The organism is Flavobacterium sp. SH_e (assembly GCF_025717045.1).
Taxonomy (GTDB): domain Bacteria; phylum Bacteroidota; class Bacteroidia; order Flavobacteriales; family Flavobacteriaceae; genus Flavobacterium.
This window is the reverse complement of sequence record NZ_JAOVZN010000001.1, coordinates 135,765-162,419: the sequence shown is the minus strand read 5'-3', so window position 1 is coordinate 162,419 and position 26,655 is coordinate 135,765. Positions and strand designations below refer to the sequence as shown.

Here is a 26,655-nt window from a genome sequence, read left to right as displayed (position 1 = left end):
GGTTAATTTTTGGCCGAAACTATTCGAATTTAGGTCAGCAAAAAAACAAAAAGGAGTGAGTGGCTTTTTTTTAGGAGTGAATGGATATTAATGGAAGAATACAGATAAAAACGCCGTCTTTTTCTGATGTTTTAAAATCGGTTTTTAAATAATAATTGTAAATACTTTTCAGGTAATTTAACCCAAATTTAGTACTTGGTTCAGCAGTCAATTTCTTTTGAAGATTGTTGCTAATGATGACCTGATCTTCTCTAATTAGGATTTTTGTAGTTAAAGGACTTTCTTGAGTGGCTGCATTATGCTTAATAGCATTTTCTACCGCAATCTGAAAGGCTAGATAGGGGATGTGTTTGTTTAAAGCAGTTTGGTTTTCGATTTCTATAGAAAAGAATAATTCTTCTTTAAAACGAGTCTGCTGTAAAAAGATATATTTTTCGATAAATAAAAGTTCATCCTTTAAAGGAACTATGTTCTTTTCTGGCGGATCAATTAAATAACGATAAATACGAGATAAGTTTAGTGTGAATTTCTGCGCCGTTTTCACATCGCTTCCAACTAACATATAAAGCGAGTTCAACGAATTAAATAAAAAGTGCGGATTTATCTGCTCTTTTAAATGCTGAAGCTGAATAAGTGCTTTTTCTTTTACAATTTTTTCATTCTCAACTAAAAGTCGGTTTTTTTCTTTAATCGCAATTCCTTTTTCTCGATAGGCACGTCTGTTTGCATAAGAGAATAAATAGAAAATCAACAACAACATTACAGTTGTAATCGAATAAATCCAAGTTGAATATTTTTTGATTAACGTCGCATTTTCATCAACAAATATTTTTGGAAAATCTACACATATATACCACGACAGATTTTGTATGTCTATTTTTTTTGTAAAACGAATAACATCCATTTTCAAATATTCAGACATTGTAACTGTTTTTACATAATCCTTCTTTTTGCTGAATATAGTATCAAAAGGTTGAGTAGAAGAAAATTCATAAACGTTTTTTCCAATAAGATCAGATTCTGGATGATAAACACATCTTCCAGATTGATCAAAAACAAAAGCATAATTACCAGTTGTTTTGTCGGCGGTAGATATATAATCGTGAAGTTTCTTTAAATTGATGTCGTAACCATAACGCACGGTTAAATTTTTTGAAGCGATTTTGAAATAAATTCTCCAAATCTGTTCTTTTCCCAGCGAAATAACCGTTTTGATATGGTCTTTATTTTTATTTTTAAGAATAAAATCTTTCGCTTCTTTTTTCATGACATGCGAAATAGAGTCAATTCCAAACTGAATTTCACCATCATTAATCTGAAACCAATTGTTATCGACTAATAAATTGATGCCTTGAACTGAAGACAAGACTTGTAAGTTAGAAGCTAGATTCTCTGGCTTACTAATTTTTAAAACATGTTTAATTCTGTTTTCCTGTTCGAGAAGTTTCAAAAATTCTTGCGACAAGAATTCGTGCTTTTTAATAAAATTACGTTGTGCTAGATCTTCATTTGCTTTTTCTGTAAGATCAGTAATTAAATTACTTAATATATATACAGAAGAAACCGTAATAAGAATAGAGACGATAACGTAAATTACGAAAGCGCGTTGAGATTTTATTTTTTTTAATCTAAATTTCAAGAAGTACCATTATGACTTAGTTCGCTACGGCGAATTGTGAGTCATATAAATTTTTATAGTAACCATCAGTTTTAAGCAGTAATTCCTGATGCGTTCCCTGTTCAACAATCAATCCTTTATCCATCACCACAATCTTATCTGCATTTACAATTGTTGCTAATCTATGTGCAATAATAATCGAAGTTCTTCCTTTTGTAATCGTTTCGGTCGCACGCTGAATCATTTCTTCAGAATATGTATCGATCGAAGAAGTAGCTTCGTCCAAAATCAAAATACTTGGATTACTCACATAAGAACGTAAAAAAGCAATAAGCTGACGCTGTCCCGAAGAAAGCATGACACCTCGCTCTTTTACATCAAAATCATAATTATCTGGCAGATTCATAATAAAATCATGAACACCAATTTTCTTCGCAGCATCAATTACTTTATCTCGAGTAATTTCTGGATTATGCAAAGTGATATTATTATAAATCGTATCGGCAAACAAAAACACATCTTGCAAAACAACGGCAATTTGTTTTCTTAAAGAAGCCAAAGTATAGTTTTCGATATTTTCTCCATCAATACAGATTGTTCCGCTGTTGATTTCGTAAAAACGATTCAATAAATTAATAATGGTAGATTTTCCAGCACCTGTCGAACCTACAATTGCAATAGTTTGTCCAGCTGAAACCGATAAATCAATTCCTTTTATAACTTCTTCCTCTGGAATGTAGCTGAAACGGACGTCTTTAAAATCAATTCTTCCATCAAAAACTGGCGCTTTAATTGTTCCGGTATCTTGAATATGATCTTGTGTATCAATAATATCAAAAACACGATTGGCTGCGATCATTCCTAATTGCATCTCGTTAAATTTATCCGCAATTTGACGCAATGGATTAAAAAGCATTCCAATAAACATGGTATATGAAAATAAATCTCCAAAAGTTGTAAAATGATCTCCGTTTAAAATTCTGAAACCACCATAAACAACAACCAAACCTAAAGTTATGGATGAAATAATATCTGCAATCGGGAAAAAGATCGAGTTGTACAAAATCGTCTTAATCCAAGCAACTCTGTGTTTATTATTGATTTCTTTAAAGTTTTCTGCTTCGATTTTTTCACGGTTAAAAAGCTGTACGATTTTCATACCCGTCACACGTTCCTGAACAAACGAGTTCATATTGGCAATTTGAGTTCTTACTTCTTCAAAAGCAACCTGCATTTTACGCTGAAAAATTCTTGTAATGTAAACCAGAATCGGCATTGCAATCACGACAATCCAAGTCAGTTTCCAGTTCATGTAAAACATAAAAATTAAGACCACAACCATTTTCATCAAATCGCTTATAATCATAAATAAACCTTGACTGAAAATACGAGCAATCGATTCAATATCTGAAACGGCTCTCGTAACCAATTGACCAACAGGAACCAAATCAAAATACTTCATTCTGAAACTCAAAATGTGCTGAAAAAGTTTGGTTCTAATATCTTTTACAATATCTTGTCCGAGCCAGTTTGCCCAATAAACAAAGTAAAATTGAGAAAAAACCTCCATCAATAAAACTACTCCCATTAAGATGATGTACATCAGCAATCCCATTTTATCATGAGTTTTGATGTAGCCATCGACCGTTTCTTTAAGTAAGTAAGGGCGAAGTGCTGCGAAAATAGATAGCGAAATGGCAAATATGATTACGCCATAATAACGCCATTTATAAGGACGCGTATATTTTAATATTCTTTTGAATAATCCTGTATCGAATGCTTTTGCTTTCATTTGTTTTTTCAAGCTTTAAGCTTTAGGCTCTAGGCAATAGGCTTAAAGCCTACAGCTTATCGCTTATAGCTATAAATAATCGTAATCTATTTTGGTTAAATATAAACCATGTGCAGGAACCGAAAATCCTGCTTTTTCTCTGCTTTTGCTGGCAATGATGTTTTCAAAATCAATTAAAGAAATTTTCTTTAAACCAATATTTATCAAAGTACCTACAATTGCGCGAACCATATTCCTTAAAAAACGATTTGCCGAAATGGTAAAAATCAGTTTTCCGTTTTCTTGTTTCCAATATGCTTCAAAAATCGTGCAATCAAATGTGTTTACGTCGGTATTAACTTTTGAAAAACATTGAAAATCGGTATGTTTCAATAATAATTGCGCGGCTTCATTCATTAAATTCACATCCAATTTTTGCGTAACATACCAGCTCAATTCCTGTAAAAACGGATTTTTTACTGTATTGATATGATATTCGTAAGTTCGTTTTGTTGCATCAAATCTACAATGCGCATCATCATGAACTAAAATGATCTCAAAAATCGCGATGTCTTTTGGTAAATAAGAATTCAGTTTATGAACTAAAACTGGAATATCTAAGCTCTTTTCTGTGTCAAAATGACCGTACATTTCGCTTGCATGAACACCAGTATCTGTTCGCCCAGCACCCATAATGCTAATGGTTTCATTTAATAAAACCGAAAAAGCTTTATTTAAAGTTTCTTGAACTGAAGAAGCATTTGGCTGTATTTGCCAGCCATGATAATGTGTTCCGTTATAAGCGAATTGAATAAAATATCTCATTTTAAGGGACAGAGGTTCTGAGGGGCAAAGGTACAAAGGTTTTTTTGAAGATGCTAAGGTTCTGAGATGCTAAGGTTCTAAGTTTTTTCTTTTTAGGAGCAAAGTTACAAAGGTTCAGAGTTGCAAAGTTTTTTTTGTTCTGTATATCTGTAGAGACGCACTGCAATGCGTCTAACGCCAGAACGGAAAAATTGTACATAATATATAGGTATATTTTAAAATCAATAAATGTCTATTTCAATAAAATCTAAAAACAAAAACTTAGTCCTTTTGTATCTCAGAATCTCAGAAACTTTGTTAAAACCCTTTAAAACCCAAAATGCAAATCATAGTTTGTTCAACTAAAAATCGTGTCAGAAATTGACAATTCCAACGATTTAATTAAAATAAATTTTTAACATTTTTAGTCAGAAAATTCAAAATGTTAATTTTTTAAATTTTTCATTTTAACATTTCATATTTCTCCTATGTTTGTATCACTAAAAACAAAAACTATGAATGAAATTACTTCTTATTGGTGGATAATTTTAATTGTATTTGCCATTCTTTTTTACAAATTTATTTTACGCGTTTTCTTCGGAATGGTCATGGTTCCTGAGGATAAAATTGGTTTAGTTACCAAAAAATTCGTTCTGTTTGGCACAGACAGGTCATTGCCTGATGGGCGTATTATAGCGACAAAAGGCGAAGCTGGTTTTCAAGCACAAACGCTTGCTCCAGGTTTATATTGGGGAATGTGGATTTGGCAATATTCAATCGATATGACTGGATTTACAATTATTCCTGAAGGTAAAATTGGGTTGGTTTTAAGTAAAGACGGAAAAGAAATTCCAACTGGACGAATCTTAGCAAGAAAAGTAGAATGTGACAATTTTCAAGATGCTACCTCTTTCTTAAACAATGGTGGGCAAAAAGGTCGTCAGACTGCATTTATTACGACGGGATCATATCGTATTAATACGTTCTTGTTTGAAATTGTTATTGCAGATCAAATCAAGATTTATGAAAATATGATTGGCATCGTAACTGCGCTTGATGGAGAACCGATTCCGCAAGGTCAGATAGCAGGAAAATTTGTTGATGATCATAATAATTTTCAGGACTTCGATAAGTTTTTAGAGCACGGCGGAAATCGTGGTTTACAGCCACAAGTTATGCTGGCAGGTTCTTATTATATTAATACGTGGGGAATCTTAATCGAACAAAATCCAATGACAGATGTGCCAATTGGTTATGTTGGAGTTGTGATTTCGTATATTGGAGAAGATGGTCAGGATGTTACAGGTGATACTTTCAAACACGGAAATATTGTTTCAAAAGGACAGCGAGGTGTTTGGATGGAGCCTTTTGGACCTGGAAAATATGCTTTAAATAAATATACAACTAAGTTAGAACCTGTTCCGACGACAAATTTGGTTTTAAACTGGGCTAATGCAAGAAGCGAATCGCATGATTTGGATAAAAATTTATCTACAATAACAGTGCGTTCAAAAGACGGTTTCCCATTTAATTTAGATGTGGCGCAAATCATTCACGTTCCAGCTGCCGAAGCGCCAAAAGTAATTGCTCGTTTTGGAAGCATGAATAATTTGGTTTCTCAAGTTTTAGAGCCGACAATTGGTAACTATTTCAGAAACTCAGCTCAGGACAGCGATGTGATTTCGTTCTTAACAACAAGGAAAGAACGTCAAGAATCGGCTAAAAATCATATTAAATTAGTTCTTGATGAGTATAACGTAAATGCAGTTGATACTTTGATTGGAGATATTGTGCCACCAGATTCGCTAATGAAAACCTTGACAGACAGAAAATTGGCGGAAGAAGAGCAAAAAACGTATCAAACGCAAAGAATGGCTCAAGAACAGCGTCAGGGGATGGAAAAAGAGACCGCAATTGCAGATATGCAGAAAGAAATTGTTCGCGCTTCTCAAAGTGTTGAAATCGCACAAAGAACCGCAGATGCAACAGTAAAGAAAGCTGAAGGAGATGCGACAAGTTTGAAATTGAATGTAAATGCCGAAGCAGAAGCAACAAAAATGCGTGCAAATGCTGAAGCAGAAGCGACAAAAGCTAGAGCAGGAGCACAGGCTGAAGCAACAAGACTGAATGCGAGCGCAGAAGCTGAAAAAATCTCAAAAACAGGTTTGGCTGAAGCAGAGAAAATTATGGCAATTGGTAAATCGACCGCTGAAGCTTATCAATTACAAGTTAGTGCGATGGGCGGAGATAACTTTACCCGTTATAAAGTAACAGAAGAAATTGGTAAAGGAAATATCAAAGTAATTCCAGATGTATTAATTTCAGGAAACGGCGGTTCTGACGGTTCAATCAGTGGTTTGTTAGGATTGAAATTAATGGAAATGATGGATACCAAAGATTTAAAAGAAACTAAAAATCCTAAAAAACAATAATCATTTTATACTATAATAGAAATCCGATTTGCGAAAGTAGATCGGATTTTTTTGTTTGAGGAAATATATCATTTAGCTAGAAAAACTCAGAATCTTAGCAACTCAGAATCTTAGCGTCTTTTAAAAAAACCTTTGTACCTTTGCTGCTATGAACCTTTGAACCTCAAAAAAATTGACTAAAATTCTCCTTCTCTCAGATACTCACAGCCATATTGATGATACAATTTTAAAATACGTTGCTCAGGCAGATGAAGTTTGGCATGCGGGAGATATTGGAGATTTGACGGTTACCGATACCATTAAAAAACTAAAGCCTTTAAGAGCGGTTTACGGAAATATCGATGATGCAAAAGCAAGATTAGAATTTCCGTTAAACAACCGTTTTTCATGTGAAAATGTATCGGTTTGGATTACGCATATTGGAGGTTATCCTGGAAAGTACAATCAAAATGTTAGAGAAGAATTGGCTCTGAATCCGCCAAAATTATTTATTTGTGGACATTCTCACATTTTGAAAGTCATGTTTGATAAAAAGAATAATTTACTGCACATGAATCCCGGCGCGGCAGGAAAAAGTGGTTTTCATAAAGTAAGAACTATGCTTCGATTTGTAATTGATAATGACAAAATCAAAGATTTGGAAATCGTCGAAATAGGAGCGAAGTAATTAATGTGGCAAAGGAATCTGAATTTTTATTTTAGTTCCCTCATTTTCTTTTGAAACAATAGATAAAGATCCTTTGTATTTTTTTATTTGGGCTCGAATTCGATTTAAACCAAAACCTTCTACGTCTTTTAGTTTTCTGGTTTTAAAGCCAATTCCGTCATCTTGAATTTGCAAAATCAGTTGGTTGTTTTTTTCAGAGACAGCGAGTTTTGCTTTTTTAGAATTACTGTGTTTTATGATATTGCTGAATAATTCACTGACAATGAAATAGATTTTCATTTCAAATTTTTCAACATATCTTCTATTTGCTGGAATCGAACTTGAAAATTCAAATTCAATCGCAGAATTAGAGTTTTTCTCGCATAAATCTTCTAAGGCATAAATCAATCCAAAACGAACCAAAAGTGACGGAACAAGATCGTGAGACATATCTCGTAAGAGCTCGTGAACTTCTGATAAAATGCTTTTTGCCTTCTGGATCTCGTTGGATTTGATGTCATGCTGTGCTGTAAAAGTATTTAGATGTAATCCAGCAGATGACAGCAGTGAATTGATATTGTCGTGCAGGAAAGAGGCAATTTTTTTACGTTCGACTTCTTGAGAATCTATACTGGAATTAATAATATTGAGAAGAATTTTCTGCTTGGTATCTTTTCGTTTTATTTTCTGTTTTAGTTTATTGTTTTGGTACAAAAAGTAAAATAAAAGAAAAATGATTACGACAAGTATAATAGATAAACTGACGATTTTTTTATTTCGTAACTGATCTGATTTACTTACTTGATTAAGTGCCGTTTTACTATCAATTTGTGTTTGAAGCGCTTTAGCATTTATGTTGTTTTTTGAGTTAGTAATGACAGTTCCTTCAATGGCAAAAAGTAACAGCAGAGAGGTGAAGAATTTAAAACCAAACATAAAAGCAATTTTTAGGAATTAATCAAATTGTTTTTAAGGGAGTATTTTACCAAACCAATAGTACTTTTAATATTTAGTTTTTTCATAATGTTTTTACGATGGGTTTCAACAGTATGCGAACTAATAAAAAGTTTTTCACTGATTTCTTTTCCGCTGTATTCTAAAGCAATTAAAGTTATGATTTCAATTTCGCGCGGGCTTAAAATCGGATTTTCTATAACAGCATTTTGGTTTAATTTCGGATTGTCTTTAAAGGTGTTAAATATTTTTTCTCGCACCGCATCACTAAAATACTCCTGTCCTTGATGAACGGCTTCAACAGCTTCGATAATATTTTCTCCTGCGCAGTTTTTTGTCAAGTAGCCTTTTGCGCCCAATTTCATAACTTCTTTAATAATCTTCAAATCATCGTAACTAGATAAAATAATGACTTTGCAAGAAGATTGATTTGTATTGAATTCTTTTAAAGTCTCAATTCCATCTTTTTTAGGCATACTAATGTCAAGAATTAAAACATCAGCATTATCCATTAAAACATCGTTATATACATTGGTGCCATCAAGTGAGCAGCCTACGACTTCAAAATTTGGAACTGTTTTTAATAAGTTGGAGAGGCCATCAATTAAAACCTGATGATCATCTGCAAGATGAATCCTTATTTTTGGTATCATGATTATTTGAATTTGAAAAATACAAATTTATCACGCAAATCAAATTTTATTAGGCTCTTTAGGTCTGATTTATGCTATAATAGGGCAAAAAAAAACCCGAATCAAAATTCGGGTTCTTCTTCGCACAAATAAACTAAGTTTATAGGTTTACCTCAAACGATCAACAGATTTTACAAGATCTTCGTCCTTTTTGATGGCCTTATTAGCTAAAACTAATAACACGATAGCAACAATTGGCATGAACATCCCAATACCTTTCTCAGAGACCTCAGTCCCTCCAGATAAATTTAGTGAGCGATATACAAATAATCCTAATAAAATTAAATTTAATATTATGTTCAGTCTGTTTAACACAAACTGATTTTGTCTTTTTTTAAATGAAATTATACTGATAATACTAAGCATAGTTGTTAAGCCTAATAAAACAGTATAAAGCTGATCCTGCATAAAAAAGAACGGCTTTCCTGCACTAGTTGTCCAAAGCGGAACAAAAAGCATTAAAATGCCAGTTGCAGCAAAAGCTAGAAATAAATATACAGTCTGAATTCTTTGTATCATGGTCTAAAAATGTTTTACAAAAATATATTTTCTTTTTTTAAAATACTATTGTATGATAAAATTTTATTCGTATTATTGCATCATAATACCGTAAGCACTTCATACTGCGGTCAATTCAAATTAATTATCTACCTATTCTTTTTACAGTATTCCTTAAAATAATTAAATTCATAGAACATTCATGTTTGATATTTCTGCATTAAAAGAAATGAAGCTTGCTGAGCTTCAAGAAATAGCTAAGTTAGCTAAAACAATAAAGATTAATGGTGTCAAAAAAGAGACTTTAATTAGTCAGATTTTAGCACATCAAGAAAGTACTCTTGCGCCTGCTGAAGCTCCTCAAACAGAAGCAGTTTCTGAAGTTAAAGATGAAAAACCGAAACGCGCTAGAATTGCACCGGCAAAAACAAAAGCAGCAAATACCAAAAATACACCCGTTTTAGAATTTGATAAAGTAGAGGAAACTGTTCAGAAAAACGATACTGCTGAAACAGCACAGCCAATTGCAGAAGTGGCGACTGTAGAAGCACAGGAAAACAATGGACCAGCAGCAAAAAAAGAGCCTAAAGTTGTAAAATTTAATAAATCGGCATACGAGAAGAAAGTAGCTCTTAAAAAGGAAAAAGAAGCTGTAAAAGAAATTACTGCTGAAGAAGCTATAGAGTCAACTCCGTCAGAATCAATTGTTTCTGAAGTAACAGCCGAAACAGCTGAAAAAACTCCACAATCTGCTCCTGCAAAAAAGATCAATCCGAATCAGAATAAAAATCAAAACCAAAACCCGAATCAGAACCAAAATCAAAACGGGAATGGCAATGGAAACGGAAATCACAACAACCAAAACCCTAATCACAAGAATAAAAAGAATAACAATAACTTTAGAGATTCAGATTTTGAATTTGACGGAATTATTGAAAGTGAAGGTGTTTTAGAAATGATGCCAGATGGTTATGGATTTTTACGTTCATCAGATTATAATTATTTAGCTTCTCCAGATGATATTTATTTATCAACTTCACAAATTAGATTATTTGGTTTAAAAACCGGAGATACTGTAAAAGGAGTGGTTCGTCCTCCAAAAGAAGGAGAGAAGTTTTTTCCTTTGGTTCGAGTATTAAAAATCAATGGACATGATCCGCAAGTTGTTCGCGACAGAGTTTCTTTCGAACACTTGACACCAGTTTTTCCTTCAGAAAAATTCAAACTAGCCGAAAAAGGCAGTTCTATTTCAACAAGAATTATAGATTTGTTTTCACCAATAGGTAAAGGTCAGCGTGGTATGATCGTTGCACAGCCTAAAACTGGTAAAACAATGCTTCTTAAAGATATTGCAAATGCAATTGCTGCTAACCATCCAGAAGTTTATTTGATTGTTCTTCTTATTGACGAACGTCCTGAGGAGGTTACAGATATGCAAAGAAGTGTTCGTGGTGAAGTTATCGCTTCTACTTTTGATAGAGAACCGCAAGAACACGTAAAAATCGCTAATATTGTACTGGAAAAAGCAAAACGTTTAGTAGAATGCGGTCATGATGTTGTGATTTTATTAGACTCTATTACGCGTTTAGCAAGAGCTTATAACACAGTTCAGCCAGCATCTGGAAAAGTATTAAGTGGAGGTGTTGATGCAAATGCATTACAAAAGCCAAAACGTTTCTTCGGAGCGGCTAGAAATGTAGAAAATGGTGGTTCTTTAAGTATTATCGCAACGGCATTAACAGAAACTGGTTCTAAAATGGACGAAGTTATCTTCGAAGAATTTAAAGGAACAGGTAATATGGAATTACAATTAGATCGTAAGATAGCTAATAAACGTATTTTCCCAGCAATCGATCTTACTTCATCTAGTACACGTCGTGATGACTTGTTATTAGATGAAAAAACATTACAAAGAATGTGGATCATGCGTAAATATCTATCAGATATGAACCCAGTAGAATCAATGGATTTCGTAAACGATCGTTTCAAGAAAACGAAGAATAATGAGGAGTTTTTGATTTCGATGAATGACTAATAAAAGTTGCTAAGGTTCTGAGATGCTAAGATTCTAAGGTTTTTAGCTTTGAGTAAATTAGTAAATCAAGATATAACAAAAAAGGATGAGTTTTACTCATCCTTTTTTTATGCCGTTTTAAAAGAAACCTTAAAACCTTAGAACCTTAGTGTCTTAGCATCTCAGAACCTTAGCATCTTAAAAAGAATTATTTTTTATCAACTACCGGTCTATTCTCTCTATTTGCTAAATCCCATGCTACAACAAAAGCCAATTTTGTTCTTTTAGTTAAAGCGTCATATTCAATTTTTTGAGGTTCGTCGCCTTTTCCGTGGTAATCTTCATGAACACCGTTGAAGAAGAAAACAGCTGGAATACCGTTTTTTGCGAAGTTATAGTGGTCAGAACGCTCGTAGAAATGGTTTGGATCTTTTGGATCATTAAATTTAAAATCTAAATCCATTTTGATGTATTTTTCGTTTTGAGCTACAACCGCGTTGTGTAAATCAGAAGATAATCTGTCAGCACCAATTACATAAACGTAGTTGTTTGTGTTTGAATGCTCAACATCGCGACGTCCGATCATGTCGATGTTGATATCAGCAATTGTATTCGCAATTGGGAATAATGGATTTTCAGAATAATATCGTGATCCGTGTAAGCCATGCTCTTCACCAGTTACGTGAAGAAACAAAATAGAACGTTTTGGTCCGTGTCCCTCTTTTTTAGCTTTAGCAAAAGCTTTAGCCATTTCTATAACTGCTACAGTTCCAGAACCATCATCATCAGCACCGTTGTAAACTTCACCATCTTTAATTCCAACGTGATCGTAATGAGCAGAAATTACTAATATTTCATTTGGTTTTTCTGAACCTTCAATATAAGCCCAGATGTTTTCAGAATCTGGAAGGTTTTGATTGCGTCTTGCATTCATAAATGCAGCTGGAACTGGCTGGTAGAAGTCTGAAGCTCCTTTTGGAAAAGAAATTCCGTTTTTTTTGTATTGCTCAATCATGTAAAGACCTGCTTTTTTTTGTCCTGCTGAACCTGTTTCGCGGCCTTCCATTTCGTCAGAAGCAACAGTGTAAAGCATTTTCTTAAGATCTTTTTCGCTGATAGCTTTAACATATTTTGACGGATCAGAATTGTCTTTGGATGCAGTTGATTGCGCAGTTTTACAAGAATACGCAGAGACAACTAATAATAAAAGGAGTAATTTTTTCATTCCTATAGTTAGTGTAAATTAATAAATGTGTAAAGAACGTAAAAGGTCAGTAAAAATAGAATAAAAAGAGAGTTAATTATAAACAGTAAAAAACTTTTTATAAAAGAAACTATTCTTGACTCGCCATAGAAACGGTGGTGTGCAGGATAAAAATAATAACACATCCAAATTGTTCCAACAAACGTTGTAATTGATGATATAAAAGATAGTGGGCTATCTTCTCCAAAAAGCCCTATAACCCTTTCAATGATAAACATAATGAGGAAAATCAGTAAGAGGAAAGAGAAATAGTGGAGTGTGAAAATTCCGTGATCAAAATAATACCATCTTTTTTTATTATGAAAAATCCATAAGAAAAAAGCAAAAAACGGCATGATTATAAAGAGAATTTTAGGGAGATTGTGAAAAAACGATTCAACGAATTTTTCGTAAATCTCTTTTTTGGTGTATTTTTCCGTTACGTGTATTGCTTTTTCAGAAATCCAATAAGAAGAAGCATTTAACTTCTCACTTTCTTTTCCATATTTTTGAATCGAATCAAGTTCTTTTATCGTTTTAAAATGAAAGTATCTTTTGTCTTCCTTTTTACTTATGCTATCTGTAGCTTTAGAAATTTCTTTGTTCAGCGCTTCTTCACTTTTATCAATTTGTTCGTTTATATTGTTTGGAAACATTGCAATCAATAAAAAAGTAATAAAACTGATGAAAATATATAAACGAACTGGCGCAAGATAAGACAAACGTTTTCCTGAAAGATATTCTTTTGTAAGCGTTGAAGGTTTGAACAGCAGATTTTTTATTGTTTTCCAAAACGCATTTTCATAATGTGTTAAATCTTCAAAGAAATGAATAAATAAATGATGAAAAGTCTTTCGGCTGTCGCTGTTTTCCTGTCCGCAATTTGGACAGAATTTTTGTTCTACAACATGTCTGCAGTTTAAACAAGTTTTATCCTCTCTAATTTTATTATGTGACATTGAGCTGGTTTAATTAATTTGTTTTTGGTAGGGTTGAGTTATGTGGTATTATTTCTTCAGAACTTCATTTAAGAAAAGCTGTAAATGGTCAAAAGATCTTTTTGCAGCAACAGGATTATATGCAGCACCTTTAGAATTATCGTTTCCTGCTTCAGGATTTGTAAAAGAGTGAACAGAATTTGCATAATAAATCATTTGCCAATCGGCTTTAGAATCACGCATTTCTTGTTGAAATGATGCAATTTCATCTTTTGGCACAAACGGATCATCAGCACCATGACAGATTAGAACTTTTGTATTGATCGTTTCTGTTTTTCTGCTGGCATCTTTTCCTAAACCACCATGAAATGAAGCTACACCTTTTACATTCAAATGTCCGCGTGCCGCTTCCAAAACTCCAGTTCCTCCAAAACAATATCCGATAGCGACAATGTTATCCGCATTACCTCCTGCCTTTACTAATTCTTTCAAAGCAGCGTCAATGCGTTTTTGGTAAGCTTCATAATTTGTTTTATAAAAACCGGCTTGTTTTCCAGCTTCTCCAGTATTTTTCGGATAATTTCCTTCGCCATAGATATCAGCAATAAACACGTTATAGCCAAGTTTAGATAATTCTTCTGCAATTCCTTTTGATGCATTGTCAATTCCTAGCCATGCAGGTAAAAGTAAGATTCCAGGATTGTTGCTGCTTTTTTTAGCAGATTTTATAAATAAGCCATTTAGTTGCTGGCTTCCTTCAGTGTATTTTACAGGTTTTAATTGCGCGCTCATAAGGTTAGAAAATAAGATTGCACTGAATAAAATGATTATGGAGTTTTTCATGATTTCTTCAATTTTTAACAAATATCAGAAATATTATGTTACAAAAAAACCTCACAAGTAAATTGTTGTGAGGTTTGTAACGAATATTTATACGTAAAATATATTTTTTATAAAGATATGTTTCTTTTAAAAGCGCAGCCTAATTCTACAATCGAATCGGTCTTTGCAATTCCTGGTATTCCATCAATTTTTTCATAAAGAATACGGCGCATATGTTCGTGGTTTTTAGCTATTATTTTGATGTAAAGCGTAAAAGAACCCGTTACATAATAACATTCTGTAATTTCAGGAATTTCTTTAAGCGCTTCAATAATACGGTCAGAATCAGAATCTTTGTTTAATGTAATTCCGGTAAAAGAAGCCCAATCATAACCAATATTCTTTTCTTGAATAATAGGTTTTATTCCGCCAATTACACCTTGTTCAATCATTCTGTTAATACGCTGATGCACCATCGTATTTGATATTTTCAGATTAGTGGCAATTGCAGAAAAAGCCATTCTTCCATCTTTTTCTAATTCTTTAAGGATGCTAATATCAAATTCGTCTAATAATTCCATTCAGTAAAAATCGTTTAAAATTCAGTTTTTTGCGATTCATAAAAGTACTTCTTTTTTTTAAAAAACAGACATGAATTTAAAATTCTCAAAAAAATAAAAATACCTTTTTTAAAGATTTAAAATATAAATTTTGACTTTTATTTTGTTATTTTTAAGTCAAAACTTTATTTTTTAAATTGTTATTTGTTTAATTTTAATATTTTTGTGGAAATAAAAAGCATATTATGATAAGTACAGAAAAAACACTTTCGTCAAAATCAGAAGTTTTGATTGAAAAAGAGAATAAATATGGAGCTCATAATTATCATCCGCTTCCTGTTGTTTTAGAACGAGGAGAAGGAGTATATGTTTGGGATGTTGATGGAAAGAAATATTACGATTTTTTATCTGCTTATTCTGCAGTAAATCAAGGGCACTGTCACCCGAAAATTGTAAATGCAATGGTAGAACAGGCTCAAAAACTGACTTTGACTTCTCGCGCTTTTTACAATGATAAATTAGGAAACTACGAAGAATACGTAACTAAATATTTTGGTTTTGATAAAGTTCTTCCAATGAATACTGGTGCTGAAGCTGTAGAAACTGCTTTAAAAATTTCTAGAAAATGGGCTTATGAAGTAAAAGGAATTCCAGAAAATCAGGCACAGATTATTGTTTGCGAAAATAATTTTCATGGAAGAACCACTACAATTATCTCATTTTCAAATGATGAAACGGCGCGCAAAAACTTCGGACCTTTTACAGATGGTTTTATCAAAATTGAATACGACAATTTAGAGGCTTTAGAAAATGCTTTAAATTCATCGAAAAATATCGCTGGATTTTTGGTTGAACCAATTCAAGGTGAAGCGGGAGTATATGTTCCGTCTGAAGGTTATTTAGCGAAAGCTAAAGCACTTTGTGAAAAGCATAATGTACTTTTTATTGCCGATGAGGTTCAAACAGGAATTGCACGTACAGGAAAATTATTAGCCGTTCATCACGAAAATGTACAGCCAGATGTTCTGATTTTAGGAAAAGCAATTTCGGGTGGCGTTTATCCAGTTTCTGCGGTTTTATGTAATGATGAGATCATGAACGTAATTAAACCAGGACAACACGGATCTACTTTTGGCGGAAATCCTGTTGCGGCAGCTGTTGCGATTGCAGCTCTTGAGGTTATTAAAGACGAAAAACTGGCTGAAAACGCAGAACGTCTGGGAGTAATTTTAAGAAAAGGATTAAATGAAATTGCGGCTAAAAATTCTCTAATTACTTTAGTTCGCGGAAAAGGTTTATTGAACGCAATTGTAATCAATACAGATGAAGAGTCTGATTTAGCTTGGGAAATCTGCTTGAAATTTAGAGACAACGGATTATTGGCAAAACCAACTCACGGAAATAAAATCAGATTGGCACCGCCTTTAGTAATGACAGAAGAGCAAATTCAGGAATGTCTTGAGATTATCGAGAAATCGCTGAATGAGTTTAAAAATTAATTATTTCTGCGTAACTTTAATCATATAAAAAGGCGATTGTATAAACACAACCGCCTTCTGGTTATAATTACTTAAAATATCAAAAAAAGTAACTATTTCTTTGAGTCAATGTTTTTCTAAGCATTGACTCATTTTATTTTAGAATCTAACTTTTTTCAATTCCCACAATGTTTTGATAAAAGTATCAACGTCTTGCGTAGTGTTGTAAAAAGCTAAAGAGGGACGAACTGTTGTTTCAACTCCCATTCTTCGTAAAATGGGTTGCGCGCAATGATGGCCTGTTCGTACTGCAATGCCTTCTTTATTTAAAGCTTGCCCAACTTGATCGTTAGTATAACCTTGTAAGGTAAACGATAAAACGCTGGCTTTATCTTTTGCAGTCCCAATCAAACGAACGCCCGGAATTTCCTTTAAAAGACTTGTAGCATATTCTAATAGATAATGCTCATATTGTCCAATAGCTTCGATTCCTAGTTTGGTTACATAATCAATTGCTGCTCCAAGTCCGATAGCGTCTGCAATGTTTCCCGTTCCAGCTTCGAAGCGATTCGGAGCTTTGTGGTATTTTATTTCTTCAAAAGTCACATCCTGAATCATATTTCCGCCAGATTGATAAGGCTCCATTTCATTCAGTAAATCTTCTTTACCGTATAAAGCGCCAATTCCTGTAGGTCCAAAAAGTTTATGCCCAGAAAAAACAAGCCAGTCTGGATTTAAATGCTGAACATCTACTTTCATATGCGAAACAGATTGTGCGCCATCAATCAAAACTTTGGCTCCGGCTGAGTGTGCTAGTTCTACTATTTTTTTAGCAGGTGTAATTGTTCCAAGAGCATTTGAAACTTGTGTAAAAGCAACCAAACGTGTTTTTGGATTTAGCAGTTTTGCATATTCATCTAACAAAATTTGACCGTCGTCATCAACAGGAATAACACGAAGTTTTAAACCTTTTCGATCTGCCAGACGTTTCCAAGGCACAATATTCGCATGATGCTCGAGATTACTCACAATGATTTCATCGCCAGCAACTAAATTATTTTCTCCCCAGCTTTGTGCAACGAGATTGATTCCTTCAGTAGCTCCTCGAACAAAAACAATTTCGTTTACCGATTTGGCATTCAAAAATGCTTTTACTTTTTCGCGGGCCGCTTCGTAAGCATCTGATGCTCTTGCAGCCAATTCATGTGCGGCACGGTGAATGTTCGAATTTTCATGTTCGTAGAAATAAGCAATTCTGTCAATTACCGATTGAGGCTTTTGAGTTGTTGCAGCATTATCAAACCAAACTAAAGGTTTTCCGTTTACAGTTTCTCTTAAAATCGGAAAATCTCTTTTCACTAAATCCGCATTAAAATGTGGTCCTGAAGTGCCGTAAATTCCTTTAGGATTAAAAGAGTTTCCAACAATTGGACTACTATTTTTTTGATCAAAAGCAAACGGATTCTGTTCTAAAAAATAATAAGAGTTTTGAAGATCACTTCCGCTTGACGGAAAGTCAATTCGTTTTTTAAAATGAGTATCAACACTTTCTAATGCAGCTTTGAGTTCTGCTTCAAAAGAAGAATTTCCACCTTGAAAAGGAAGATAATTATTGTTTAAAAAGAATTGTGAAAAGAAAGATTCTTCATTAAGCTGTGGTACGCTGTTCTTGTTTAAATTAATATCATGAAAACCTGTATGCGGATCATCAATGTTGAGTGTCTCTTCTTTTGGAACTTCGTATGAAAGCTTTTCATTTTGTGGAGAAAATCCTGCACCAGCATTTGGATACAAAGCTGAAGATGAAGCTGTATTTCCATAATTAGCAACAGTTGGAGATGCTCCAAAACCACTAAAAGAAGATTGCGGAACTGATAATACCTGTAACGGACTTTGCTCGGAAAATGAAGATAAAGGTTCTCCATTTCCGGCATTCAGCAGCGTTTCTGCAATTTTAGTTGCACGAGGATGTTCGCTTTTGTCTGGACTCAGCGAAATTTCTTTTGGAAATTCGTTGGGTAAGGCACTGAACAGTTCATTTGCTAAATTTTGCAAATCGTCAATGTTTGGTAAACCGTTTATGTTAGTATTTATACTCATGATACTTTCCTATTTCAACGTCTTCTAAAACTGCTATAGCATCATCAACTAAAATAGCCAACGAGCAATAAAGTGAAACTAAATAAGAGGCAATTGCTTTTTCGTTAATTCCCATAAAACGAACAGATAATCCTGGTGATTGTTCGCCTTGTAATCCCGGCTGAATTAATCCAATTACACCTTGACGGCTTTCGCCTGTACGTAGCAAGATGATTTTTGATTTTCCGTTTTTAATTGGCAGTTTATCTGAAGGAATAAGTGGAATTCCTCTCCAAGTTAAAAATTGAGATCCAAATAAAGAGGTAGTAGGAGGAGGAACGCCGCGACGTGTACACTCGCGTCCAAAAGCAGCAATTGCTAAAGGATGCAGTAAAAAGAATCCAGGTTCTTTCCAAACTTTAGTCAATAATTCATCTAAATCGTCTGGAGTTGGAGCACCTGTTCGTGTTTTTATAATTTGTGAAGGCACAACATTGCTTAATAAACCATAATCTTTGTTGTTAATTAATTCGCTTTCCTGACGTTCTTTAATCGTTTCGATAGCCAATCGCAACTGTTCCGAAATTTGATTGTAAGGTTTGCTATATAAGTCAGAAACACGAGTATGAACATCAACAATAGTTTGTACGGCAGCAAGATTATATTCTCTTGGATTATCAATATAATCGACAAAAGTGTTAGGTAAAACTCTTTCGTCACGAGCAGAACAATCTACTTCGATATGGTTGGCGTTTTTTACTTTATTTAAACGAAAAACACCCGATTCTACCGGTGTCCAATGCAATAGATGTGTTAGCCATCTTGGGGTTACAGTTCCAATTTGAGGAACGGTACGAGTTGCTATTGCGAGTTGTCTTGCGGCAACATCGCCTAATGCGGTCTGTTGTGGTTTTGTTTCTGCCATTTTTTTGGTTTTTAAATTGATTTTAATAATTTATTTTTTTGATACCTTAAAGTTATTCATAAATTTTAATCAAATGACTCGTTTACAGATAAATATCTTTCTGTTGTTCCATAATTAAGAGTTAGAATTGCGGTGTTTTTAGGTATTTCTTTTAGCTTTTTTGATAAAGGTTTAATTTTAATTTCGTTTTTATTATAAACAACAGAATTAGGAGGAATGCTGTACGTCAGCCAGACGTTTCCGCCAATAATGGAATCTTTTCCAACTATTGTCTGACCGCCAAGAATGGTGCTATTGGCATAAATTATTACGTTGTCCTCAATTGAAGGATGCCTTTTGGTAAATGCATCTTCTTTTTTCACGGTTAATGCGCCGAGTGTAACACCATGATAAATTTGTACATTATTGCCAATAATTGTAGTTTCTCCAATTACAACTCCTGTTCCGTGGTCAATTGCAAAGTCATTTCCTATTTGAGCTCCAGGATGAATATCAATGCTTGTTTTAATATGAGCGTATTCTGAAAGTGTTCTTGCTAATATTCTTAAGTTTTGTTTCCATAGCTGATTTGAAAATCGGTACATCGAAATAGCAAAAAATCCTGGATAAGAATACAATACTTCTTCTATTGATTTTGCAGCAGGATCTTTGGCAAAAATGGTTTGTGCGTCACTTAATGCTGTATGATGTAAATGCGGAATTGCGTTAAAAAATATTTTTGTCTGCTGTTTTTGATCTTTTTTGGATGAGAAATTCGAAACCAATCCATCAAACTGTTTTTCGAGTTCATTGAATTTAAACTTTATTGTTTCTTCAAATTCAAATGATTTTGATGTATTTGAAAACAATATGGCAAACAGATTATCTATAAACTCATGTATTAATTTTTTCTCAGGAAGAATCGCCAATTCTTGATGCTGCTTTGCTATTTTCTGGTAAAATAAATTCATGTCAGAATGTTGTTGGTTGGTAATTAAATCTTATGGAGATCAACTTAAAATCTTTCTGACAAGAGATATCATTTTGACGCAGAAATGCCTCAAAGCAATCTATAATGTTCAGTAAGAAAATGTTTGAATGAAAGAAATTCGTTTTGCAATCCGATTTTATGAAATGGAAAATCGGCTACACGAAGGTTTTTGGAAGAATTAACAACAGAAACACATACAACAAAGTGTGTTATATGTATAGTTTTTAGGAAAAATGTAAGACGATATTTTTTCTGCTGTTTTCAAAATGTAGTTCTTTAATTATTTAAATTCTACTAATTCTATAGACAAAGTTATATTTATTATATTAAAAACCAAACGAAATGATATTTTTATTTAAAACAGAAACGATATTTTTTGTTTGATGTGTTTTAATTGTTTGATTACTAGCTTTTTGTTTAAATTGAAAAAGACCGAAAAACAAGTGTGATTATAAGCGTGACACTTGTTTTTCAGTCTTTAAAAATTCGAATTTTAGGAAATTTATATTACTTTTTTAAAGCTGCTCCGCCAGGCATAGTTTCAGGTTTTAATTTGAATTTACTGTATTCTACAACTCCTGTTTTATCTGCCCAGTCAAAATATTTCGCCGAAAGCTCATTTACAATTCCAGGATTTTGAGCTGCCACATTTATAGTTTCCCCTCGGTCTGTTTCAAGATTGTAAAGTTCCCATTCATAAGATGGATAAATAGAAACCAGTTTCCATTTTCCTTCACGAACAGCTCTGTTTCCAGCTCTTTCCCAAAATAAAGGTGTGCCACGGTTTACTTCTGAAGCATTGTCGAATAAAACAGGCAACAAACTTTTACCAGGAAGCGGATTAGAATTTACACCATTCAAATTTTTAGGATATTCAATTCCGGCCAATTCGTAAAAAGTAGGGGCAAGGTCAATAATATGTCCAGTTCCTTTATCGATTCTTCCCGCTTTAATTTTGGATGGAAACCAAGCAATAAACGGCGAGCTGAAACCGCCTTCGTGCATATTGTTTTTGTATTGCTGCAAAGGAGTATTTGATAAATATGCCCAGTTTTGTTCCTGATAATCAAAAGAGCCAGAAGAACCCACAGGTCCGTCATTTCGAACTAAACCTCTCCCTAACGGATTGTAAGTGTTAAATCCGCCTTGAGCGCCATTATCAGAAATAAAAATAATTAGTGTGTTTTTGTCTTTTTTCAGTTCTTTTAGCTTATTCAATACTTTGCCTACATTCTGATCCATATTATCTACCATTGCAGCATAAACTTCCATTTTTGCTTTCCAGAATTGTTTCTCATCGTAAGTCAATTTACTCCATTCTGGGACTTCGGGATCTCTTGCCGAAACAGTTTGATTTGCTGGCAAGATACCACTAGCTTTTAATTTCTCAATTCGTTTTTCTCTTAAAACATCCCAGCCTTCATCAAATTTGCCTCTATATTTTGCAATATCAACAGGTTTTGCTTGTAATGGCCAATGTGGAGCTGTAAAAGCTAAATACAAAAAGAAAGGTTTGTTTTCTTTATTTTGTTCATCTAAGAAAGTAACAGCATTATTGCCAATTTCATCTGTAAAATAATAAGAATCATCTTTTGGATGCAGTTCTTCGTTATTGCGAATTAATTTTACAGGATAAGGTGTTTTTCCGAAAGGCAAAGGTTTGGTGTCGAAATAATTAGAAGCACCTTTTAAAATGCCATAAAATTTATCAAAACCTCTTTGATTAGGCCACTGCGACTGATCTTCAGAACCAACATGCCATTTTCCTGATAAAAGTGTGCTGTATCCGCCTGAACGAAAAACTTCACCTAAAGTCAGAGATTCTTTGTTTAAATAACCTTGATAAGCTGGTAATCCGAGATTGACATCAAAAAAGCCAACACCAGCTTTATGTTGATATTGTCCAGTTAATAAAGAGGCTCTTGTTGGCGCACAGATAGAATTATTATAAAATTCGCGAAGGCGCGTTCCTTCTTTTGCCAATCGATCTAGATTTGGAGTACTAATTTCGGAGCCGTAATTTCCTAAATCGGAATATCCCATATCGTCTACCATAATCAAAATGATATTTGGTTTTGATGAATTAGTCTGTGCATTCGATTCATAAATATTCGCCGTTCCAAATAAAAGAAAGGCAAGTAGAATGTTTTTAATTTTGGTATTCATGGTATTATATTTTTGTTTTTAATTCGAATCACTTTGAATTATTTACTGAAAAGTAAAAAAGCGATAATAAGGGTAATGATGATATTGAATAATTGTGCAATTAAAAAAGCGATCAAAGGTTTTTTACTGTTGTTTTGAAGCAGATCTTTAAAATTGGTTTCTAAACCAATACTTGTAAAAGCTAATGCAAACCAAAGCCCCTGCAGATTTTTAAAACTTTCTTTTACTGAGTCGCGAGTTTCTGGCGCAATGAAAAAAGAAAAAACAATCGAAGCTGCTATAAAACCTATTACAAATTTTGGAAAACGTTCCCAAATGACGCTAAGTGTTGTTTTTGATTCTAAAGCTTCTTCAGATTTGTTGTGCGTGTATGTCCAATAAACAGAAATGGCAAAAGCAGCAATTCCTAATAATACATTTTGTGAAAATTTTACAATCGTACTAATTTTTAATGCCGTTTCTCCAACCAAAGTTCCAGAAGCAACCACAGCGCCAGAAGTATCAATGCTTCCTCCAAGCCAAGCTCCTGTAACTTCTTCTGGAAAATTGAAATATTTAGCAATGATGGGCATGAAAATCATCATTGGAATGGCGGTCACCAAAACGATCGAAATTACATAAGATAATTTTTTTGAGTCGCCTTTAATCGCACCAGAAGTTGCAATCGCAGCCGAAACGCCACAGATAGAAACGGCACTTGAAATCATCATAGTTAATTCATCGTCGACTTTTAATTTCTTGCAAAGCCAGAAGGCAAAATACCAAACTGATAAAACTACGATTAAAGCCTGAATTAAACCCAATGAACCTGCTTTTAAAATGTCAGAGAAAATAACATTGGTTCCCAATAAAACCAATCCGATTTTGACAAAAACTTCTGTAGAAAGCGCCGATCGAAACCAGTCGGGAAGTTTGAAAAAGTTTCCAATTCCTAAACCAATTATCAAACTAAAAATTACGGCTTCTAAATTGATGGATTTTATTGCCGAATTTCCAGCCAGAATGAGAGCAATTAATGTTAATAGATAAACAATTGGAAAAGTAAACAGAAAATATTTGATTGATTTTCCAATTAGAAAAATACCAAAAGTTCCGATAGCAATCAGATATAAAAATTGGATGAAAAGGATTTTTAGATTAGTGAAAGCAAATATATTTTTTAATAAATCAGAAGTGTTTGACCAATTGAAAACGGGCACTTCAGGAAGAAATATAAAAAGCGAAATTCCGATGATTAAAAAACCGAGAATTACGACGGTCCAATCTTCGTGAATATTAAATTGTTTGAGTTGAGTTGGCATTTTTGTTTAATTAATGTTCTTATCCTAACAGGTTTTTAAAACCTTTTGGGTATGGTTTTAGGTTGCTAAAATCACAACCAGTATGTAATTGATTTTAGATCAAGAGAACTTTTTGTTATGCTAGGGAATACTTTATGAATAAATACCTAACAGGTTTTTAAAACCTGTTAGGATATCTAAATTTGTTAAATCGGATTATAATCTGTTTTTTATAATTACAAATCAACAAAGTACTTTTGTTTTCCAAAGTCGAATTCATAATACGTTAAATTAGGCCAAAGCGGTTTGATTAAGCCTTTTTCCCAAGTTTGTAAAGCAGTTTCTAATTCTTTTACTTTTTCAGGATTTTTAGACGCCAGATCTGTAGTTTCAGATCTGTCTTTGGCAAGATTATAAAGCCATTTTTCATGCGTTTTTCCGCTAATGATTAATTTCCAGTCACCACTTCGAACCGCTTTTGCATCGCCAGAACGCCAATACAAATCGTTATGAGCAACTTTATTTTCATTTAATGTTTTAACCAAATCAACACCATCATAAATTCTATCTTTTGGCAAATCAGAACCAATCGCCGCCGCAATTGTTGTAAAAATATCCAAAGTACTCACAGGAGTTTTGTAAACAGTATGAGGTTTAATTTTTCCTTTCCACGAAAGTGCAAAAGGAACATTGATTCCGCCTTCGAAATGAGAAAATTTCCCGCCTTTAAGAGGAGCATTTGTTGTCGCAAAAGTATAATCGGCACCGCCATTGTCACTTGCAAAAATGATTAAAGTATTATCTTCTAATCCTTCTTTTTTAACTTTTTCGCGAATTCTTCCAATAGCATCATCCAAAGCACTAATCATAGCAAAATAAACGCGTTTGTTTTCGTCTTTAACATTTGGGAAACGATCGTAATATTTTTTGCGAACCTGAAATGGCGTGTGAGGCGCATTAAACGGGATATAAAGTAAAAAAGGCTTGTTCTTATTTTTATCAATAAATGCCTCTGCTTCTTCAGCAAATTTTTCGGTTAAATAAGCTTTTTCATCAATAATTGTGGTATCTCGACGAATTTGTCCAATTCCAACTCGACCTTTTCCCCAAATGGTTTTATCGGTAAAATCTTTGTGATGGTGATTAATAATATCTGGATTATCATCTTCTGGAGTATACAGCGAGAAAGCCTGATAAAATCCGTAATGGTAATCGAAACCGCGATCTAAAGGGAAAAAACCTTTGTTGTGACCCAAATGCCATTTTCCGATTATTCCTGTGCTGTAACCTTGTCTTTTTGCCAAATCTGCAAAAGTGATTTCCGATTTTGGAAGTCCTTGCGTTGCTATAGAAGCATCATTTGGATAATCGATTTTGTCGTTCAATTTCCAATTATCTGTTTCAATTAAATAATTAAAAGCATAATATTCTAGATTGTTTTTAGGATAGCGATCGCCTGGCTGATATTCATGTCCAAAGCGCTCCTGATATCTTCCTGTAATTAATCCCGCTCTTGATGGTGAACAAATTGATGCCGAAGCGTAGCCGTCTGTAAAAGTTGCGCCTGAAGCCGCTAACGAATCGATTTGTGGAGTTGGAGTCGATTTTCCGCCGTAGAGCGAAATATCATATTTTCCTAAATCATCTGCCAGAAGTATAATGATATTGGTCTTTTTTCCAGAAATAGAATCTTTAGGTTTTGAAGCTAAAAATTCTTTTTTTCCTTCGGCTAATTTAGGATCTTCTTTGATTAAGGTTCCATAGGTATTAATAGGCCAGAATAAAAAGGCTGCGAGAATGAAAAACGCAATTAAAATGGGGGTAACAATTTTGGTTATTTTTTTATAGGTTGCCATTATGGATTAGTTTAATTTATATTGAAATTTTGGTAAGTTTTGTCATTTCGACGAAGGAAAAATCACATGAGAAACTCTACAAAGATTGGTGATTTTGCATGTCGAATTACGAGTGTGATTTTTCCTTCGTCGAAATGACAAATCGAGTGGATTTTTCGTTATTTATAATTAATCACTTAGAAGCCAAGGCCAAATCAACATCATTTTTGAGATCTCCTAATCCATCTTTTTTGAAAACGATTTTACCATTTTCATAAAGAATTAGGGTAGGGAAGACTTTTACTGTTTTTAGATCGGCAATTACCTGCGGACTTTCTTCTAATTCTATTTCAATGATTTTTAATTTTTCTCCATATTGAGATCTGATCGATTCTAAAATAGGTTTTACTGTTTTGCAAGTAGCGCAGTATTTTGAACCAATATCTACTAATACATAATTATTATTAGCCAATATTTTTTTGTATTCAGGCAATGATAATTTACTTTTTAAATTGCTGTAAAAAGGTTTTCCACCGCCAATCCAGCTTGCAATTCCGCCTTCTAGAATATATACTTCAGAGAATCCTCTTTTGGCTAAATCGGTTGATAAAAGCCCGCTTCGGTAAGCTGCAATGGAGTAAATAAATACAGGTTTTGAAGGATTTAAAGCAGCAACGTGTTTTTCGTAATCTTCAGATTTCAGGTTAAAATTTAGAGCGCCTTCAATATGGTTTAACGCAAATTCATCTGCACCTCTGGCATCAATTATCTGCGGATTTTTTTGGTCTTTAATTTTAGAATAAAAAGCATCCAGTAATACATTTGCACTATTTCCCTGTGAAAAATTTACAATCGTAAAAAGCAGAAATACAGCTGTAAAAGTCTTTTTAAGTATTTTATTTTTCATATAATTTTATTTAAAAAGCCAGC

The 26,655-nt window shown here is 33.5% G+C and carries 21 protein-coding genes; 4 read left to right on the top strand and 17 right to left on the bottom strand.

Translation table 11 applies throughout. The features are described 5' to 3' along the window. Positions 1-70: 70 nt before the first annotated feature. From OD917_RS00695 to truA, 3 genes are all read right to left on the bottom strand, one after another. Positions 71-1,639: a histidine kinase gene (locus OD917_RS00695; RefSeq protein ID WP_263521631.1), complete on the bottom strand. Its 1,569-nt coding sequence runs from the start codon at positions 1,637-1,639 to the stop codon at positions 71-73. Positions 1,640-1,655: 16 nt separating this feature from the next. Then, positions 1,656-3,410, bottom strand: coding sequence for an ABC transporter ATP-binding protein (locus OD917_RS00690; protein ID WP_263521630.1), 1,755 nt, complete (start codon positions 3,408-3,410; stop codon positions 1,656-1,658). Positions 3,411-3,479: 69 nt separating this feature from the next. Then, positions 3,480-4,214: a tRNA pseudouridine(38-40) synthase TruA gene (gene truA / locus OD917_RS00685; RefSeq protein WP_263521629.1), complete on the bottom strand. Its 735-nt coding sequence runs from the start codon at positions 4,212-4,214 to the stop codon at positions 3,480-3,482. Between the two features lie 494 nt (positions 4,215-4,708). Here truA and OD917_RS00680 point away from each other — a divergent pair, with 494 nt between their 5' ends. Both OD917_RS00680 and OD917_RS00675 read left to right on the top strand, forming a co-directional pair. Further along, on the top strand, positions 4,709-6,625 hold the full coding sequence (locus OD917_RS00680) for an SPFH domain-containing protein (protein ID WP_263521628.1): 1,917 nt from the start codon (positions 4,709-4,711) through the stop codon (positions 6,623-6,625). Positions 6,626-6,797: 172 nt separating this feature from the next. Continuing rightward, positions 6,798-7,292: a metallophosphoesterase family protein gene (locus OD917_RS00675; protein WP_263521626.1), complete on the top strand. Its 495-nt coding sequence runs from the start codon at positions 6,798-6,800 to the stop codon at positions 7,290-7,292. Here the strand turns inward: OD917_RS00675 and OD917_RS00670 are convergent, their stop codons facing one another. The 3 genes from OD917_RS00670 to OD917_RS00660 form a co-directional block, all read right to left on the bottom strand. Beyond that, on the bottom strand, positions 7,293-8,207 hold the full coding sequence (locus OD917_RS00670) for a sensor histidine kinase (RefSeq protein ID WP_263521624.1): 915 nt from the start codon (positions 8,205-8,207) through the stop codon (positions 7,293-7,295). It lies immediately after the preceding gene. An 11-nt stretch (positions 8,208-8,218) separates the two neighbouring features. Beyond that, positions 8,219-8,878 carry a response regulator gene (locus tag OD917_RS00665; RefSeq protein WP_263521623.1) on the bottom strand — a complete coding sequence of 220 codons (660 nt, stop codon included), beginning with the start codon at positions 8,876-8,878 and terminating at the stop codon, positions 8,219-8,221. A 147-nt stretch (positions 8,879-9,025) separates the two neighbouring features. Beyond that, positions 9,026-9,436 carry a DUF4293 domain-containing protein gene (locus OD917_RS00660; RefSeq protein ID WP_008468670.1) on the bottom strand — a complete coding sequence of 137 codons (411 nt, stop codon included), beginning with the start codon at positions 9,434-9,436 and terminating at the stop codon, positions 9,026-9,028. A gap of 181 nt (positions 9,437-9,617) precedes the next feature. Here OD917_RS00660 and rho point away from each other — a divergent pair, with 181 nt between their 5' ends. Continuing rightward, the gene (gene rho, locus OD917_RS00655; protein WP_263521621.1) at positions 9,618-11,450 is read left to right on the top strand and encodes a transcription termination factor Rho; all 1,833 of its coding nucleotides are present in this window, start codon (positions 9,618-9,620) and stop codon (positions 11,448-11,450) included. A gap of 187 nt (positions 11,451-11,637) precedes the next feature. Here the strand turns inward: rho and OD917_RS00650 are convergent, their stop codons facing one another. The 4 genes from OD917_RS00650 to OD917_RS00635 all read right to left on the bottom strand — a co-directional run bounded on the left by OD917_RS00650 (position 11,638) and on the right by OD917_RS00635 (position 15,013). Further along, entirely contained in the window at positions 11,638-12,654 is a 1,017-nt protein-coding gene (locus OD917_RS00650) for a M28 family peptidase (protein WP_263521620.1), read from the bottom strand. A gap of 8 nt (positions 12,655-12,662) precedes the next feature. After that, the gene (locus OD917_RS00645) at positions 12,663-13,631 is read right to left on the bottom strand and encodes a DUF3667 domain-containing protein (protein ID WP_263521619.1); all 969 of its coding nucleotides are present in this window, start codon (positions 13,629-13,631) and stop codon (positions 12,663-12,665) included. A gap of 48 nt (positions 13,632-13,679) precedes the next feature. After that, complete coding sequence (locus tag OD917_RS00640) at positions 13,680-14,453, bottom strand: dienelactone hydrolase family protein (RefSeq protein ID WP_263521617.1); 774 nt, start codon at positions 14,451-14,453, stop codon at positions 13,680-13,682. 107 nt (positions 14,454-14,560) lie between these two features. Beyond that, positions 14,561-15,013 carry an Lrp/AsnC family transcriptional regulator gene (locus tag OD917_RS00635; RefSeq protein ID WP_263521616.1) on the bottom strand — a complete coding sequence of 151 codons (453 nt, stop codon included), beginning with the start codon at positions 15,011-15,013 and terminating at the stop codon, positions 14,561-14,563. Between the two features lie 224 nt (positions 15,014-15,237). Between OD917_RS00635 and rocD the strand changes: the two genes are divergently transcribed. Beyond that, positions 15,238-16,491: an ornithine--oxo-acid transaminase gene (rocD, locus tag OD917_RS00630; protein WP_263521614.1), complete on the top strand. Its 1,254-nt coding sequence runs from the start codon at positions 15,238-15,240 to the stop codon at positions 16,489-16,491. Positions 16,492-16,629: 138 nt separating this feature from the next. Here the strand turns inward: rocD and OD917_RS00625 are convergent, their stop codons facing one another. From OD917_RS00625 to OD917_RS00595, 7 genes are all read right to left on the bottom strand, one after another. Further along, entirely contained in the window at positions 16,630-18,570 is a 1,941-nt protein-coding gene (locus tag OD917_RS00625) for a family 2A encapsulin nanocompartment cargo protein cysteine desulfurase (RefSeq protein ID WP_263521613.1), read from the bottom strand. Then, positions 18,554-19,474, bottom strand: a complete 921-nt coding sequence (locus OD917_RS00620) for a family 2A encapsulin nanocompartment shell protein (protein WP_111285461.1) — start codon at positions 19,472-19,474, stop codon at positions 18,554-18,556. The genes OD917_RS00625 and OD917_RS00620 overlap by 17 nt, the downstream gene beginning before the upstream one ends. A gap of 65 nt (positions 19,475-19,539) precedes the next feature. After that, complete coding sequence (locus tag OD917_RS00615; protein WP_263521612.1) at positions 19,540-20,424, bottom strand: serine O-acetyltransferase; 885 nt, start codon at positions 20,422-20,424, stop codon at positions 19,540-19,542. A 527-nt stretch (positions 20,425-20,951) separates the two neighbouring features. Next, positions 20,952-22,610 (bottom strand): arylsulfatase, encoded by a 1,659-nt coding sequence (locus OD917_RS00610; protein ID WP_263521610.1) that lies wholly within the window; start codon positions 22,608-22,610, stop codon positions 20,952-20,954. A 38-nt stretch (positions 22,611-22,648) separates the two neighbouring features. Further along, positions 22,649-23,911, bottom strand: coding sequence for a YeiH family protein (locus OD917_RS00605; protein WP_263521609.1), 1,263 nt, complete (start codon positions 23,909-23,911; stop codon positions 22,649-22,651). Positions 23,912-24,126: 215 nt separating this feature from the next. Further along, a complete protein-coding gene (locus OD917_RS00600; RefSeq protein ID WP_263521608.1) occupies positions 24,127-25,746 on the bottom strand; it encodes a sulfatase-like hydrolase/transferase in 1,620 nt (539 codons plus the stop codon). A 172-nt stretch (positions 25,747-25,918) separates the two neighbouring features. Then, positions 25,919-26,632, bottom strand: coding sequence for a rhodanese-like domain-containing protein (locus OD917_RS00595; RefSeq protein WP_263521607.1), 714 nt, complete (start codon positions 26,630-26,632; stop codon positions 25,919-25,921). Positions 26,633-26,655 lie beyond the last annotated feature (23 nt).